11 protein-coding genes are annotated in these 15,720 nt (G+C 72.9%); 10 read left to right on the forward strand and 1 reads right to left on the reverse strand.

Annotated features, from left to right (window positions below; translation table 11 throughout):
* The first annotated feature begins 94 nt into the window (after nucleotides 1-94).
* The 5 genes from ACMW4R_RS00745 to ACMW4R_RS00765 all read left to right on the forward strand — a co-directional run bounded on the left by ACMW4R_RS00745 (nucleotide 95) and on the right by ACMW4R_RS00765 (nucleotide 9,782).
* Nucleotides 95-2,377: a glycoside hydrolase family 3 protein gene (locus ACMW4R_RS00745; RefSeq protein ID WP_418299878.1), complete on the forward strand. Its 2,283-nt coding sequence runs from the start codon at nucleotides 95-97 to the stop codon at nucleotides 2,375-2,377.
* Nucleotides 2,374-3,504, forward strand: coding sequence for a serine hydrolase domain-containing protein (locus ACMW4R_RS00750; RefSeq protein WP_418298855.1), 1,131 nt, complete (start codon nucleotides 2,374-2,376; stop codon nucleotides 3,502-3,504). The genes ACMW4R_RS00745 and ACMW4R_RS00750 overlap by 4 nt, the downstream gene beginning before the upstream one ends.
* Nucleotides 3,505-3,570: 66 nt before the next feature.
* A complete protein-coding gene (locus ACMW4R_RS00755; protein WP_418298856.1) occupies nucleotides 3,571-5,094 on the forward strand; it encodes a family 43 glycosylhydrolase in 1,524 nt (507 codons plus the stop codon).
* On the forward strand, nucleotides 5,091-7,934 hold the full coding sequence (locus ACMW4R_RS00760; RefSeq protein WP_418298857.1) for a family 78 glycoside hydrolase catalytic domain: 2,844 nt from the start codon (nucleotides 5,091-5,093) through the stop codon (nucleotides 7,932-7,934). The genes ACMW4R_RS00755 and ACMW4R_RS00760 overlap by 4 nt, the downstream gene beginning before the upstream one ends.
* 63 nt (nucleotides 7,935-7,997) lie before the next feature.
* A complete protein-coding gene (locus ACMW4R_RS00765; protein WP_418298858.1) occupies nucleotides 7,998-9,782 on the forward strand; it encodes a DUF5605 domain-containing protein in 1,785 nt (594 codons plus the stop codon).
* A 359-nt stretch (nucleotides 9,783-10,141) separates the two neighbouring features.
* Here the strand turns inward: ACMW4R_RS00765 and ACMW4R_RS00770 are convergent, their stop codons facing one another.
* Nucleotides 10,142-10,870: a FadR/GntR family transcriptional regulator gene (locus ACMW4R_RS00770; RefSeq protein ID WP_418298859.1), complete on the reverse strand. Its 729-nt coding sequence runs from the start codon at nucleotides 10,868-10,870 to the stop codon at nucleotides 10,142-10,144.
* Between the two features lie 202 nt (nucleotides 10,871-11,072).
* On the opposite strand from ACMW4R_RS00770, the gene ACMW4R_RS00775 reads away from it, so the two are divergent.
* Genes ACMW4R_RS00775 through ACMW4R_RS00795 form a run of 5 tightly spaced genes read left to right on the forward strand, consistent with a single transcriptional unit; the run spans nucleotide 11,073 to nucleotide 15,712 of the window.
* Entirely contained in the window at nucleotides 11,073-12,824 is a 1,752-nt protein-coding gene (locus tag ACMW4R_RS00775; protein ID WP_418298860.1) for a dihydroxyacetone kinase family protein, read from the forward strand.
* Nucleotides 12,821-13,291 carry a ribose-5-phosphate isomerase gene (locus ACMW4R_RS00780; protein WP_058629713.1) on the forward strand — a complete coding sequence of 157 codons (471 nt, stop codon included), beginning with the start codon at nucleotides 12,821-12,823 and terminating at the stop codon, nucleotides 13,289-13,291. Before ACMW4R_RS00775 ends, ACMW4R_RS00780 begins: the two co-directional genes overlap by 4 nt.
* Nucleotides 13,291-14,058 (forward strand): triose-phosphate isomerase family protein, encoded by a 768-nt coding sequence (locus ACMW4R_RS00785; protein ID WP_058615196.1) that lies wholly within the window; start codon nucleotides 13,291-13,293, stop codon nucleotides 14,056-14,058. The genes ACMW4R_RS00780 and ACMW4R_RS00785 overlap by 1 nt, the downstream gene beginning before the upstream one ends.
* Nucleotides 14,055-14,849: a sugar phosphate isomerase/epimerase family protein gene (locus ACMW4R_RS00790; RefSeq protein ID WP_418298861.1), complete on the forward strand. Its 795-nt coding sequence runs from the start codon at nucleotides 14,055-14,057 to the stop codon at nucleotides 14,847-14,849. The genes ACMW4R_RS00785 and ACMW4R_RS00790 overlap by 4 nt, the downstream gene beginning before the upstream one ends.
* A complete protein-coding gene (locus ACMW4R_RS00795; RefSeq protein ID WP_418298862.1) occupies nucleotides 14,846-15,712 on the forward strand; it encodes a phosphogluconate dehydrogenase C-terminal domain-containing protein in 867 nt (288 codons plus the stop codon). Before ACMW4R_RS00790 ends, ACMW4R_RS00795 begins: the two co-directional genes overlap by 4 nt.
* Nucleotides 15,713-15,720 lie beyond the last annotated feature (8 nt).

The raw sequence follows: 15,720 nt of genomic DNA on the forward strand, positions 1-15,720 counted from the left end.
GCTCTCGGCGCTGACCCTCGAGCAGAAGGCGGCCCTCGTGCAGGGCGCCGACTTCTGGACCACCGTCCCCCTCCCCGAGATCGGGCTGCGGGCGATGACCCTCTCGGACGGCCCCGCCGGCGTCCGCGGTCCCCGGTGGGACGAGCGCGAGCCCTCGCTCAACATGCCGTCGGGGTCGGCGCTGGCCGCCTCGTGGGACGTGGATCTCGCCTACCGCTACGGGGCCGCCGCGGCATCCGAGGCCCGTCGCAAGGGCGTCGACGTCGTGCTCGGACCGACGATCAACCTCCACCGCTCTCCGCTCGGCGGTCGCCACTTCGAGTGCCTGAGCGAGGACCCCGAGCTCACCGCTGAACTGGGTGCGGCGTACGTGCGCGGCCTGCAGGACAACGGCGTCGCCGCGACCCCGAAGCACTTCGTCGCGAACGACTCCGAGACCGACCGCTTCACGGTCGACGTGCAGGTCGACGAGCGGGCGCTGCGCGAGCTGTACCTCGCCCCGTTCGAGCGCACGGTCGACGCCGGCGCGTGGTCGATCATGAGCTCGTACAACGCCGTCGACGGCGTGACGATGACCGAGAACGACCTGCTCGAGACGCCGCTGAACTCGGAGTGGGGCTTCGACGGCGTGGTCATCAGCGACTGGACCGCCGTCCGCTCTCTCGACGCCGTCGCCGCGGCGCAAGACCTCGCGATGCCGGGGCCTGCTCCCGCGTGGGCCGACCTCGTCGACGCCGTCCGCGACGGCCGCGTGCGGGAGGCCGACCTCGACCGCAAGGTCCTGCGTCTGCTGCTGCTCGCCGAGCGGGTCGGCGCCCTCGAGGGCAGCACCGCGATCGAGCCCACCCCGGTGGATGCCACCGAGTTCGCGCGCGAGTCGGCGATCGCCGGCACGGTGCTCCTGAGCAACGACGGCATCCTCCCACTCGACGCCGGGGCCGTGGCATCCGTCGCCGTCATCGGACAGAACGCGCGCGACGCGCGCACCCAGGGCGGGGGCAGCGCGACCGTCATCCCCGCGCACATCGTCTCTCCGCTCGCGGGCCTGCGCGACGCGTTCGGCGACGACCGGATCACGTACGAGCTCGGCGCCGTGACGCAGGAGGGCGTGGCCGAACTGCCCCTCTCGCAGATGCGCAACCCCGCCACGGGCGAGCCCGGACTGCGCGTCCGGTTCCTGGATGCCGCGGGCACCGAGCTGTTCGCCGAGGACCGCCGCGCGTCGGCCCTGGTCTGGTTCGGCGGCGACGCCCCGATCGAGGCCAGCCGCACCGTCGTGTTCGAGACCGTCTACACGCCCGAGCAGTCGGGCGCGATCGAGCTCGGTTTCGCCGGCGCCAACCCCGCGCGAGTGTTCGTCGACGACGAGCTCGTGCTCGACGACAGCCCCGTCCTCGAGGGCACCGACCTGGGAGCCGCCTTCCTCAACCCGCCGTCGATCACCGCCACCGTGCAGGTCGAGGCCGGGCGCGAGATCGCGGTGCGCGCGGAGTTCTCGCGCGACGGTTCCGGGACGCTGTCGGGTGCGATGAGTGCGACCCTCGGCATCGCGCCCGAGCGGACCGACCCCGACGAGCTCATCGCCCGCGCGGTCGCGGCCGCCGAGGCCGCCGAGGTGGCCGTCGTCGTCGTCGGCACGAACTCGAAGGTCGAGTCCGAGGGGTACGACCGCACCTCACTGGATCTGCCGGGGCGTCAAGACGACCTCGTGCGCGCCGTCGCCCGCGCCAACCCGCGCACCATCGTGATCGTCAACGCCGGATCTCCCGTGGTGCTGCCGTGGGCGAGCGACGTCGCCGCCGTCGTGCAGGGCTACTTCGGTGGCCAGGAGTTCGGCACCGCCCTCGCGGCCGTCCTCACCGGGGCTGCCGAGCCCGGCGGGCGCCTCCCCACCACGTGGCCGGCGAGCATGGCCGACGTGCCGGTGCTCGAGGTCACCCCGACCGATGGCGTGCTGCGCTACGACGAGGGCATTCACGTCGGCTACCGCGCGTGGCTGCGCACCGACACCGCCCCCGCCTTCCCCTTCGGCCACGGCCTCGGATACACGAGCTGGTCCTGGGATGCCGCGGAGCGCGACGGGGACGACCTCGTGGTCCGACTGACCAACACGGGCGAGCGCGACGGCCGTCAGGTCGTGCAGGTCTACGCCGAGCGCGCCGAGTCGAGCGTCGAGCGCCCCTCGCGCTGGCTCGTCGGATTCGCCGCCGTCACCGCCGCCCCCGGCGAGAGCGTCGAAGCACGGGTCTCGATTCCCGCGCGGCGCCTCGCGCACTGGGACGGCGCGTGGGTCACCGAGCCCGGCGACTTCACGCTGCTCGCGGGGGCGTCCGTCGTCGAGACGCCGTTGCACACGGTCTGGTCGGTGTCGGAATGAGCCCCCTCGAGACCGCGCACCTGCACGGGCGCGCCGACGACCGGGTCGCCGACGCCGTCGCGCGGCTGGACGCCGCCCTCGCGGGCGACCCCGAGCTGTCGTTCCAGGCCGCGGCGTTCCATCGCGGCGAGCCGGTGCTCGACGTCTGGGGCGGACGTCACCTCGGCGAGGACTCGGTTCTCGTGCCGTTCTCGGTGACGAAGAACACCATCGGCATCACGATCGGTCTCCTGGTGGAGCGCGGACTCCTCGATCTCGACGACCTCGTCGCCGATCACTGGCCCGAGTTCGCGGCAGCGGGCAAGCAGCGCGTCACCGTGCGCCAGCTCCTGTCGCACCAGGCGGGCCTTGCGCAGACCGATCCTCCGCTCGACCGCTTCGACGCGCTCGACCAGCCCGTCGCGGCCGCGCGACTCGCCGCGACCCGGCCCCTCTGGCATCCGGGAAGCGCCTTCGGGTATCACGGGGTGACGATCGGCAATCTCGGTGCCGAGCTGATCCACCGGGTGACCGGACGGACGATGCACGCGTTCTACGAGGAGGAGATCCGCGCCCCGCACGGCATCGACTTCTACCTCGGACTCCCCGCCGACCAGGAGCACCGCCGCGTCGACCTCCAGCCGATGACCCCGCCCGCCGCGGGCGTCGGTGACCGGCAGCCCACCGCGCTCGGCGTCCGCGTCTTCGGCAGTGCTCCGCCGACGCCCGGGTTCGCGAACGACCCGCGCAGCTGGCGCTACGGCCACCCGGCGACCTCGGGCACGGGCAGCGCGCGCGGCATCGCGCGCCTGCTCGCGGCCGCGGTCACCGGGGTCGAGGGCGCCGCGCCCTTCCTCTCGGCCGACACGGTCGCGCAGATCGGGCAGCAGCAGGTGCACGGCTACGACGAGGTGCTCGGTCAGCACGACCGGGCGCACGCGATCGTGTTCCAGAAGCCCACGCCGGCGATGCCGTTCGGCGGCGTGAATGCCTTCGGGCACGACGGCGCCGCGGGCGGCCTCGCGTGCGTCGATCCCGAGACGGGGGTCGCGTTCGCGTGGACGATCGCGCGCGGCGCGTGGCCGGGCGGCGGAGACCCGCGCGCGGTCGCCCTCGCCGCCGAGCTCGGCCGCCTGTTCGCCGCCTGACCCGACGCCCCTCCGCCGCCGCCCGCCTCCCCGGCCGGGCGGCGGCGCACCACACTCCCGAGGACCATGACCCCGACCACCGCACTCCCCAACCCGCTCATCGCGGGCTTCCACCCCGACCCCTCGGTCGTCCGCGTCGGCGACACGTGGTACCTCGCGACCTCGACGTTCGAGTACCTTCCCGGCATCCCGATCCACCGCTCCACCGACTTCGTCGAGTGGGAGCTCATCGGCCACGTCGCCACCCGGCCCGGTCAGCTCGACGTCGAGAACGTCCCGACGGCGGGCGGCGCGTGGGCACCGACGCTGCGGTACCGCGACGGGGTCTTCCACGTCGTGGTGACCGACGCGATGGGCCGCGGCATGCTGCACTTCACCGCGACGGACCCGGCGGGACCGTGGAGCGACGGCGACCTGCTCACGGTCCCCGACGGCTCGCGCTCGCTCGACGGCATCGACCCCGACATCGCGTGGGATGCCGAGGGCACGGCGTACATCACCTACTCGGGGCTCATCCTCGGCGGTCCGGACGCGGGCACGCACACCGGCATCCAGCAGGCCCGCGTCGACCTCGGAACGCACCGCGCGCTCGAGGAGCCGCGATCGCTGTGGTCGGGCGTCGGCGGGATGTTCCCCGAGGCGCCGCACCTCTACGAGATCGAGGGGCGCTGGTACCTGCTCATCGCCGAGGGCGGCACCGAGCGCGGTCACGGCGTCTCGCTCGCTCGCGCCGATTCCCCCGAGGGCCCCTTCGAGGCGGCCCCGAACAACCCGCTCGTCTCGGCCCGATCCACGACCCGGCCGGTGCAGAACACCGGTCACGGCGACCTCGTCACCGGTCCCGACGGCGAGTGGGTGTGCGTGCTGCTGGGCGTCCGGCCGCGCGGCATGACCCGCGCCTTCTCGGCGCTCGGGCGCGAGACGTTCGTCACGCGCGTCACCTGGCAGCCCGACGGGTGGCCCACGATCGAGCCCGTTCCGCTGAACCCCCGCCCCGGCAGGCGTGTCGAGGTCGCGTTCTCGCCCGAGACGGTGCTCGACGGCGAGTGGATCGCGGTCCGCTCGCTGCCCACCGACCACGCCGACGTCACCTCGCGGCCGGGATGGATGCGTCTGGATGCCGATGGCTCGACGCTCGGCGATCCCCGTCCGGTGTTCGTCGGCCGCCGTCAGGTGCACCTCGCCCAGCGCACGTCGGTCACGCTCGACGTGTCCGCGGGGATCGGCGGTCTCGCCGTCCGCTACGACGAGCGCTTCCACGTCGAAGTGGAGGCGGGAGTAGGTGAGATCGTCGCGCGCGCCGTGGTCGGCGACCTGGTGCAGGAGTGGCGCGAGCCCCTCTCGGCCCCTGTGCTCACGCTGCATATCGACTGCGCGCCCGGCAGCTCCGCGGTGAGCTTCGCACCCGCGATCCACGCGCTGCACCTCGCCGCCACCGTCGAGGGAGAGCGCGTCCCGCTCGCCGAGGTCGACGGACGCTTCTTGTCGTCCGAGGTGACGGAGTCGTTCACCGGACGTGTGATCGGCGTGTACGCCCGAGAGGGCATGATCGACGCGACCGCCTGGGTCGCCGAGGGAGACGACGAATGACCACCGACACCCGTGTCGCCGCGGTGAAAGCCGAGCTGCGCATCGACTCGCCGTTCGTCGCGACGCCCACGCCGCGTCTCACCTGGCGCACCGAGACGGCGACTCCGTCGTGGCGTCAGGCCGCCGCCGAGGTCACCGACGGCGAGAGCACCGTGACGCTCGAGGGCGCGGATTCCGCCCTCGTCGACTGGCCGTTCCCTCCGCTGGCCCCCGGCGAGCGCCGCGAGGTGCGGGTGCGGGTGACCGGCGTCGACGGCGCCGTCAGCGCGTGGAGCGCGCCCCACGCCGTCGAGGCCGGCTTCCTCGCCCCCGACGAGTGGATCGCCGAGCCGATCGGCCTGGCTGATCCGGAGCGTGAGGCCCAGCCCGCGCTCGTGCGGACGGCGTTCCGCCTGGATCGGCCGGTCCGTCGCGCCCTGCTGCTGTGGACCGCCCTCGGCAGCGCCGAGCCCGAGATCAACGGCCGTGCCGTCTCCGACGACGTCCTCGCCCCGGGCTGGAGCGCGACCCGCGACCGCCTCGTGCACGAGAGCGTCGACGTCACCGACCTGCTCGTCGAGGGCGACAACGTCGTGGGCGCGACCCTCGCCGGCGCCTGGTACACCGAGCGCTACGGCTTCTTCACGTTCACCGACCGCGTCTACGGCGACCAACCCGCCTTCCTCGCGCAACTCCGCGTGACCTTCGCCGACGGCACGGTCGAGACGGTCGCCCCGACCGGTGCGAGCTGGACCGCGACGGGCGACACCGAGATCGTCACGAGCGGCATCTACGCGGGCGAGCATCAGGACCTCCGCCTCCGCGCCCCCTGGTCGACTCCGGATGCCGCGACCTCCGGCGATGACCGAGGCTGGGCGCCCGCGCGAGTCGGCGTCGTCGCCCGACCCGGCTACGAGAGAGTCCCCCGCCCCGAGGCGCGCATCGCCGAGCCCGTCCGTCGGCATGAGAGCCTCCCCGTCATCGCGCGCCTGACCACGCCGTCCGGTGGAGAGGTCCTCGACTTCGGGCAGAACCTCGTCGGCCGCCTGCGCCTGCGCGTGCGCGGCGAGGCGGGGACGACGGTCACGATCCGCCACGCCGAGGTGCTCGACGCGGGCGAGCTGGCGCTCCGCCCCTTGCGCAACGCGAAAGCCACGGCATCCTTCGTCCTGTCCGGCGGCGACGACGTGCTCGAGAGCCGCTTCTCGTTCTACGGCTTCCGCTACGCCCAGATCACCGGCATCGACGTCGCCGACGAGCAAGTCGAGGCCGTCGTCCTGCACAGCGCCATGGAGCGGACCGGCTGGTTCACCTCGTCGCACGCGCTCGTGAACCGGCTGCACGAGAACGTGGTGTGGGGCATGCGCGGCAACTTCCTCGCCCTCCCCACAGACTGCCCGCAGCGCGACGAACGACTGGGCTGGACCGGCGACCTCCAGGTGTTCGCCCCGACGGCGTCGTTCCTCTACGACTGCGACGGGTTCCTCACCTCGTGGCTGCGCGACCTCGCCCTCGAGCAGGAGCGCGCCGGCGGGGTCGTTCCGCTGGTGATCCCGGCCGCCCTCCCCTCGTTCGCGGGCGGCGGTCCCGTCGCGGCGTGGGGCGACGCCGCCGCGGTCACCCCGACCGTTCTGCACGAGCGGTTCGGCGACCGCGAGGTGCTCGCGGCGCAGTACCCGAGCATGCGCGCGTGGGTCGAGGCGGTGCGGACGGATGCCGGGGACTCGGGCCTCTGGGCCGGACGCATGCAGCTCGGCGACTGGCTCGACCCGAGCGCGCCGCCCGACCAGCCCGGCAAGGCGAAGGTCGACGGCGACATCGTCGCGACGGCGTACTTCGCGCGGTCTCTCCGCCAGGTCGCCGAGGCGGCGGCGCTGCTGGGGAACACTTCGGATGCCGAGACCTACGGTGCTCTCGCCGAGCGCAGCCGTCGCGCGTTCGTGACGGAGTACGTCACCCCCGCCGGCCGCATGATGAGCGACGCCCCCACCGCGTACGCTCTCGCCCTCGCGTTCGACCTCGTGCAGGACGCCCCGACGCGCGCGGCCCTCGCCGACCGGCTCGCAGCGCTCGTCCGCGAGAGTGGGTACCGCATCTCGACCGGCTTCGTCGGCACGCCGATCATTGCGGACGCGCTCAGCGACGGGGGTCACCACGACGCGGCCGAGCGCCTGCTGCTGCAGACGCAGTGCCCCTCGTGGCTCTACCCGGTGACCCAGGGGGCGACGACGGTGTGGGAGCGGTGGGACAGCCTGCTCCCCGACGGCTCGGTGAACCCGGGCGAGATGACCTCGTTCAACCACTACGCTCTGGGCGCTGTCGCCGACTGGCTGCACCGCACGGTCGCGGGGCTCGCCCCCGCCGCCCCCGGTTACCGACGCCTGCGGATCGCCCCGCGCCCGCTCACGGCGTTCGACCACGCCTCGGCGCGGCACCTCACCGCCTACGGCCCCGCCGAGGTGTCGTGGGAGCGCGAGCCCGGCACCGACACCGTGCGGGTACGCGCGGTCGTGCCACCCAACACCACGGCCGAGGTCGCCCTCCCGGGTGCCCTCGCCGACGGATCCGAAGCCCCCGCCGAGGTCGGCTCCGGCGCGCACGAGTGGCGCGTCACGCTCCCCGCCGCTCCCGTGCGTCCGCCCGTGCCGGGTCTCGACGCGATGCTCGCCCACGTCATCGACGACCCGCGCGCGTACGACGCGCTGATCGGCGCCCTCGAAGAGGCGGCTCCCGAGCGGGTCGACGGCGTGCGCTCCGGCACCGTGTGGGGTGCGGGCCGGCCCCTGGCATCCGCCCTCATGTTCACCCCGCCGGACGTGCTCGAGCGGGTCGACCGCGCGGTGCGCGACGCCACCGCCTGACGCACGGCATCCGCCCCGCCCGCAGCCCGCCCCGCCCGATACCCCCTGCCCCGAGGAGTTCCCATGTTCGACCGCCGCTCCACCTTCGGCGAAGCCCTCGACCACCCCGGCGCCCGCGCGGTGCTCGAGCGCCTGATGCCCGGCTTCGCGGCCTCGCCGATGGCGGCGCAGTTCCGCGGCGGTCGGCTGGGTTCGCTCATCGCCCTCGTCCCGTCGCTCGAGTCGCCCGAGGCGCGCGCGCAGCTGTGGGCCGAGCTCGCCGAGATCGGCGACGCGGCAGAACGTCCGGCGTACTCCCCCGCGATCGCGCCGAACCCCGCTTACGAGGGCGACGATGCCGAGCGCGCCTCCGCCGTCGTCCGCCCGGTCGCCGAGGCGAGCCGGTGGGGCGTGCTCGAGGTGCGCATCGACGGCCCCTCGCACGGCAACCCCTTCGTCGACGTCGACCTTCACGCGGACTTCACGCGCCCCGACGGCTCGACCGTGCGGGTCGGCGGTTTCTACGACGGCGACGGCGAGTGGGTCGTGCGCGTGCTCGCCGACCAGGAGGGCCGCTGGACGTTCTCGACCACCGCGACCGCGCGCTCGCTCGACGGCCTGACCGGGGAGGCTCACGTGGGGACGGCGCTCGACGGGGCGCACGGTCCGGTCCGCGTCGACGGCTTCCACTTCGCGCACGCCGACGGCACGCGCCACCGCCCGCTCGGCACCACGGCCTACGCGTGGACCCACCAGCCCGACGCGCTGCAGGAGCAGACGCTCGAGACGCTCACCGACGGACCGTTCCGCAAGATCCGCATGTGCCTGTTCCCGAAGTCGTACCTCTTCAACGCCAACGAGCCCGACGACTTCGTCTTCCCGGGCTCTCTCGCCGACGGCTTCGACCTCGAGCGTTTCGACCCCGCGCACTTCCGCCGTCTCGAGAAGCGCATCGCCCAGCTCGGCGAACGCGGGATCGAGGCCGACCTGATCCTGTTCCACGCGTACGACCGCTGGGGCTTCGCCGACCTGGGGCCAGCCGTCGACGACCGCTACGTCCGGTACGTCGTGCGCCGCCTCGCCGCGTTCTCGAACGTGTGGTGGTCGATGGCGAACGAGTACGACCTCGTCTGGGCGAAGGACGAGGACGACTGGGAGCGCCTCGCGGCGATCGTCGGCGAGGAGGACCACGCCGACCACCTCAACTCGATCCACAACTGCCGTCCGTTCTACGACTACTCGCGTCCGTGGATCACGCACGTCAGCATCCAGCGCGTCGACGTGTACCGCACCGCCGAGAACACCGACGAGTGGCGCGAGCGCTGGGGGAAGCCCGTCGTCATCGACGAGTGCGCGTACGAGGGCGACATCGACCAGGGCTGGGGCAACATCACCGGCGAAGAAATGACGCGCCGCTTCTGGGAGGGCGCCGTTCGCGGCGGCTACGTCGGCCACGGCGAGACCTATCTCCCCGCCCCGGTGGGCGAGGTGCAGGTCCCGGATGCCGCCGGCCCCGACCGCGAAGTCCTCTGGTGGGCGAAGGGCGGCGTGCTGCACGGCTCCTCGCCCGCGCGCATCGGCTTCCTCGAGCGCGTGCTCGCCGAGGTGCCGGGCGGCGTACTCGACCCTGCCCCCTCCGACTGGGACGTGCCGTGGGCGCAGTCGAGCGACGGCTCGGTCCGCGTCGCCTACTTCGGCTTCAACCGCCCGCGCTTCCGCAACGTCGTTCTCGGCGAGGGCGACTGGGCCATCGACGTCATCGACACCTGGAACATGACGATCGACCGGGTCGACGGCATCCATTCCGGGACCGCGCGGGTGGAGCTTCCGGGTCGGCAGTTCGTGGCGGTGCGGCTGTCGCGCGTGTGAGGGAGGCGCGCCCTCGCCCGTTCCGCTCGTTTGCCGCAGATGGTCGATGCCGCGGTCGCGACGCGACAATACGAGGCAAACGACGCACCGCCAGGAACGCTCACTTGCCGCAGATGGTCGATGCCGCCCACCCCCGGCGGCAACACGAGGCAAACGACGCACCGCCAGGAACGCTCACTCGCCGCAGAACGCTCACTTGCCGCACATGGTCAGCGCCGCACTCGCGAAGCGACAACACGAGGCAAACGACGCACCGGCAGGAACGTTCACTTGCCGCACAGGGTCGACGCCGCCTACCTCAGGCGACAACGTGAGGCAAATGACGCGAGAGCGCGCGCCCGCTGCGGCGTCGCCCGCCGTCACTCACCCACGAGACGAGCCGACGCCGTCGCCATGTGCACGGCCATCGCGGATGCCGCGGCATCGGCGTCCCGCGCCTGGATCGCGCGGTGCACGGCGTCGTGCTCGGCGATGGCCCGGGTCGCGTCGTCGGCGCTCTGGACCGCGCGATCGGCGTAGACCTGCAGGAGCGAGCGGACGACGTTGAGCTGGTCGACGAGGAGCGCGTTCCCGGCGGCGAGGCCGAGGGCGTCGTGGAAGGCACGGTCAGCGCGGGCGAACGCGGAGAGGTCGCCCTGCGAGCGCGTCATGTCGGCGAGCGTGGCGGCGAGGCGCTCGTTCGCGACGGCGTCGGCGCGCTCGGCGGCCAGACGGGCGACGTAGATCTCGAGTCCGGCGCGGAAGTCGAGCAACTCGCCGGTGTCGGTCTCACCGAGAAGCAGTCCCCAGCGGAGCGTCTGCGGCAGCAGGGCGCTCGCGGTGCCGCGCAGGTAGGTACCCGACCCGGGACGGACGTCGACGATGCCGAGGATCTCGAGGGCCGCGAGCGCTTCGCGCACCGCGGAACGACCGACGCCGAGCGTCGTGGAGAGCGCGCGTTCGGCGGGAAGGCGCGTCCCCGGCGCGATCGAGCCGGTCGTGAACAGGTCGAGCAGGCGACGCGCGACCTCGCTGACCGGCGACCCCGCGGGGAGGGCCTCGAGAGCGGCCGCGATCTCGTGACTGCGGTCGGCGGGATACGCGGGCATTCCCTCAACCTAGCGCGCGACGGTCGACGCGCGCTTGCAATTGGTCAACCGGTTGGCCAAAATGAGAAAGCGCATCGATGCGCCTTGGATCGAACGGAGTCATCGTGGACACCTCCACCCCTCGCCCGACGGAGCTCGAGATCGCGCGCCGCACCTTCCGCAAGGCCGCCCCGATGTCCTCCGACGTCGAGGAGCCCGCACGATGACCCGCCTCTGGAACGAGCCCGCGGCCTTCGCGGACGAGATGATCGACGGCTTCGTCGCGGCGAACGGACGCTACGTCCGCCGCATCCCGGGAGGGGTCGCCCGCGCGACCACCTCGCCGGCTGGCCAGGTCGCGGTCGTGGTGGGGGGTGGCTCCGGCCACTACCCCGCCTTCGGCGGCCTGGTCGGCCCGGGCCTGGCGCACGCCGCGGCGATGGGCAACCTCTTCGCCTCGCCCTCGACGCAGCAGGTGTACGGCGCGGCGAAGGCCGCCGACAACGGCGGCGGCGTCTTCTTCACCTACGGCAACTACGCCGGCGACGTCCTCAACTTCGACGCGGCCGAGCAGCGCCTGCGCGACGAGGGCATCGACGCGCGGACCGTCACCGTCACCGACGACATCTCCTCGGCACCTCCCGAGGAGCGCCGCCGCCGGCGGGGCATCGCGGGCGACCTCACGGTCTTCCGCGCGGCCGCGGCCGCGGCCGAACGCGGCGACGACCTCGACGGCGTGGCCCGCGTCGCCGCGCTCGCGAACGAACGCACCCGCTCCTTCGGCGTCGCGTTCACCGGCTGCACCCTCCCCGGCGCCGAGGACCCGCTGTTCACCGTCGCCGAGGGCCGCATGGCGGTGGGGCTCGGCATCCACGGCGAACAGGGAATCGACGAGACCGACATCCCGACCGCCGACGGGCTCGCCGAGATGCTCGTCGCGGCCCTGCTCGACCCCGCCGAAGTGCCCGAGGGCGTGGCATCCGTGTCCGGCGCACGCGTGGTCCCCGTGCTGAACGGACTCGGCTCGCTCAAGCACGAGGAGATGTTCGTCGTCTACCGGCGCATCGCGCAGCTCCTCGAAGAAGCCGGGATCGAGATCGTCGATCCGCACGTGGGCGAGTACTGCACCTCGTTCGACATGGCCGGCACGTCGCTGACGCTGTACTGGCTCGACGACGAGCTCGCGGCGCTGTGGGAGCACCCCGTCGACACGCCCGCTTACCGCCGCGGAGCCGTCACCGCGACCGAGCGCGTGTCGGCATCCGCGATCGAGGCCGAGGCCACCGATGAGATCCCGGATGCCGATGACTCCTCGCGCGCGACGGCACATACCGTGCGTCTCGCGGTGACGGCGATCGCCGAGACGATCGACACGCACGTCGACGAGCTGGGGCGCCTGGATGCCGTCGCCGGCGACGGAGATCACGGCATCGGGATGCAGCGCGGGTCCCACGCGGCGCGGGCGGCGGCGGACGCCGCCGCCGACGCGGGCGCCGGGGCCGCCACGACGCTGCAGCGCGCGGCCGACGCCTGGGCCGATCGCGCGGGCGGAACCTCGGGGGCGCTGTGGGGAGTGATGCTCGCGGCGATCGCCCGCACGCTCGGCGACACCGGAACCCCGACCGCAGCCGACGTGGCGGCCGGCGTCTCCGCCGCTTCGCGCGCGGTCACCGACTACGGCAAGGCCGAGCTGGGCGACAAGACGCTCGTCGATGCGCTCGTGCCGTTCGCCACGACCCTCGCGCACGGGGTCGACGGCGGTGCCTCGCTCTCGGCCGCCTGGCGCTCCGCCGCCGTCGCGGCCGACCGCGCCGCCACCGCGACCGCCGACCTGCTGCCCCGCAAGGGCCGCGCCCGCACCCACGGCGAACACGCCGTGGGTACCCCCGACCCGGGCGCCGTCTCACTCGCACTCATCACCGCCGCGGTCGCCGACGTCCTGGCGTCCGCCTCCGAGAAGGGAACCCCCTCATGACCTCTCCCCTGCGCATCGTGATCGGCTCCGACGACGCCGGCTTCGACTACAAAGAGATCCTCAAACGCGACCTCGAGGCGAACGACGGCGTCGTGTCGGTCATCGACGTGGGAGTGGATGCCGAGGGCCACACGCCCTACCCGACCGTCGCGATCGAAGCGGCCTCCCGCGTCGCGAACGGTGAGGCCGACCGGGCCCTGCTGATCTGCGGCACGGGCCTGGGTGTGGCGATCGCGGCCAACAAGGTGCCCGGGATCCGCGCGGTCACGGCACACGATTCGTTCTCCGTCGAGCGCGGGGTGCTGTCCAACAACGCGCAGGTGCTGACGATGGGACAGCGGGTCGTCGGCATCGAGCTCGCCCGGCGCCTCGTGCGCGAGTGGCTCACCTACCGCTTCGACGACTCCTCGGCGAGCGCCGAGAAGGTCGCTGTCCTCACCGCGTACGAGAACACCGGATCCTGCTGATGACCGCGCCGGTGTGGGTGGGGGTGAGCCTGAAGACGTACTTCGGGCACGCCCGCGCTCTCGCGTGGATGGACGAGGTCGCCGCGGTCGTCCGCGAGACACCGGCCATCGCCTCGGGCGCCGTGCGGCTCGTCGTCGTTCCCACCTACGTGCAGATCCCCGCGGCGCTCGAGGCCTTCGCCGGAACGGGCGTGGTGATCGGCGCGCAGGACGTCTCGGCGCACCCGGCCGGGGCCTTCACGGGTGAGATCGCGGCGTCGGAGCTCGCGGAGATCGGCGTCTCGTACGCCGAGATCGGCCATGCCGAGCGCCGGCGCCTGTTCGGCGAGACCGACGCCGACACGGCGGCGAAAGCCACGGCGGCGTTGGCGGCGGGTCTGACTCCTCTGCTGTGTCTGGGCGAGACCGAGAGAGGCGACTCCGACGCCGCTGCCGCGACCGTCGTGGCGCAGCTGCACGCGGATCTCGAGGGCGCCCCCGCGGGTGCGGTCACCGTCGCCTACGAGCCGGTGTGGGCGATCGGCGCGGAGTCTCCGGCATCCATTCCGCACATCGTGCGCGTCACCCGGGCGCTACGCGAAGCTCTCGACGCGCTCCCCGCGCGCGCGGGCAGCGCGGTCGTCTACGGCGGTTCGGCGGGACCGGGCCTGCTCACCGTCCTGGACGGCGCGGTCGACGGCCTGTTCCTCGGGCGCTTCGCCCACGATCCCGCGCAGCTCCGACGTGTCCTCGACGAGGCCGCTACCCGCGCGGAGGTACGAGCATGATCGGCCTCGGGACCTACGCGTTCTTCTGGCAGCACTCGGCCATGGCCCCCGAGCCCCTCACGCTGCGCGGGGCGTTCGAGTCCACCCGCGCGCTCGACGTCGACCTCTTCCAGATCTGCGACTTCGCGCCCTTCGAGCACATGGGCGATCGCGAGCTGTCCGAGGCCGCGGCCGCCGCCCGCGACCTCGGGCTCACCGTGCAGCTCGGCACCAAGGGCCTCACGCCCGAACGGCTCCATCGCTTCCTGCGTCTCGCCGAGGTCTTCGACGCGCGGCTGATCCGCTCGATGCTCAGCGGGCCGGAGGGCACGCCGTCCCTCGGCCAGGCCGAACTCTGGCTCGCCGACACCCTGCCGTCCTTCGAGGATGCGGGGGTGACCCTGGCCCTCGAGACCTACGAACAGGTCGCCACGGCCGATCTCGTCGACCTGGTGTGGTCGCTGTCGAGCGAGAGCCTGGGCATCTGCCTCGACCCCGCGAACGTGGTGGCACGCCTGGAGCAGCCCACCACCTGCGTCGAGACGTGCGCCGAACTCGTCGCCAACGTGCACGTCAAGGACTTCGCCTTCCAGCGCCGCGACGGCTGGGTCGGCTTCGAGTACACCGGCGCGCCGATGGGCTCCGGGCTGCACGACTACCCCCACCTGCTCGAAACCGTCCGACCGCGCGAACGCGGAATCGACGAGATCGTCGAGCACTGGCTCCCCTGGCAGGGGGATGCCGAGACCACCCTTCGCCGCGAGCGGGAATGGACCCGCACCACCATCGACTACCTGAGGAGCACCCGATGACCGAGACCACCACCGACCTCCACTCGATCGCCGTCATCGGCGCGGGCGGGAAGATGGGGATGCGCGTGTCGAACAACCTCGCGCGCACCGCCCACCCCGTGGCCTACGTCGAGAACTCCCCCGCGGGCCGCGAGCGCACGATCGCCGCGGGCCGCGAGCTCACCGATGCGCCCGTCGCGGTCGCGGACGCCGACATCGTGGTGCTCGCCGTCCCCGACCTCGCCCTCGGTGCGGTCACGGCCGAGCTCGTCCCGCAGCTGAAGGCCGGCGCGATCGTGCTGACGCTCGACCCCGCCGCCGCCTACGCGGGCCTGCTCACCACGCGCGACGACGTGATCCAGGCGGTCGCCCACCCCTGCCATCCCTCGGTCTTCCTCGAGCGCACGACGAAGGCGGAGTGGGCCGACACGTTCGGCGGCATCGCCGCCCCGCAGGACGCGATCGCCGCGATCGAGTCCGACGATCCCGAGAAGAAGGCGATCGTCGAGGCCACCGTCCGCGCGATCTACGCCCCGGTCATCGACGTGCACTGGGTGAGCATCAAGCAGCTCGCGCAGCTCGAGCCCACGCTCGTCGAGACGGTCGCGTGCATGATCGGCTCGCTGCTCAACGAAGCGCTCGACGAGGCCATCCACACGATGGGCGTCCCCGAGGCGGCGGCGCGCAGCATCCTGTACGGCCACACGCAGGTGGCGCTCGCGAACGGACTGCGCGGCGACAACCCCTTCAGCGACGCGTGCCTGATCGCGATGGACTACGGTCGCGAGAGCATCATCAAGGACGACTGGAAGAAGATCTTCCGCGACGACGAGCTCGACAAGAACCTCGCGCGCATGCTGCACCTCGACCACATCGAGCGCTGAGGACCCGA

The sequence above is a fragment of the Microbacterium sp. S1037 genome, from assembly GCF_048381605.1.
GTDB classification, from domain to species: Bacteria; Actinomycetota; Actinomycetes; order Actinomycetales; family Microbacteriaceae; genus Microbacterium; species Microbacterium testaceum_B.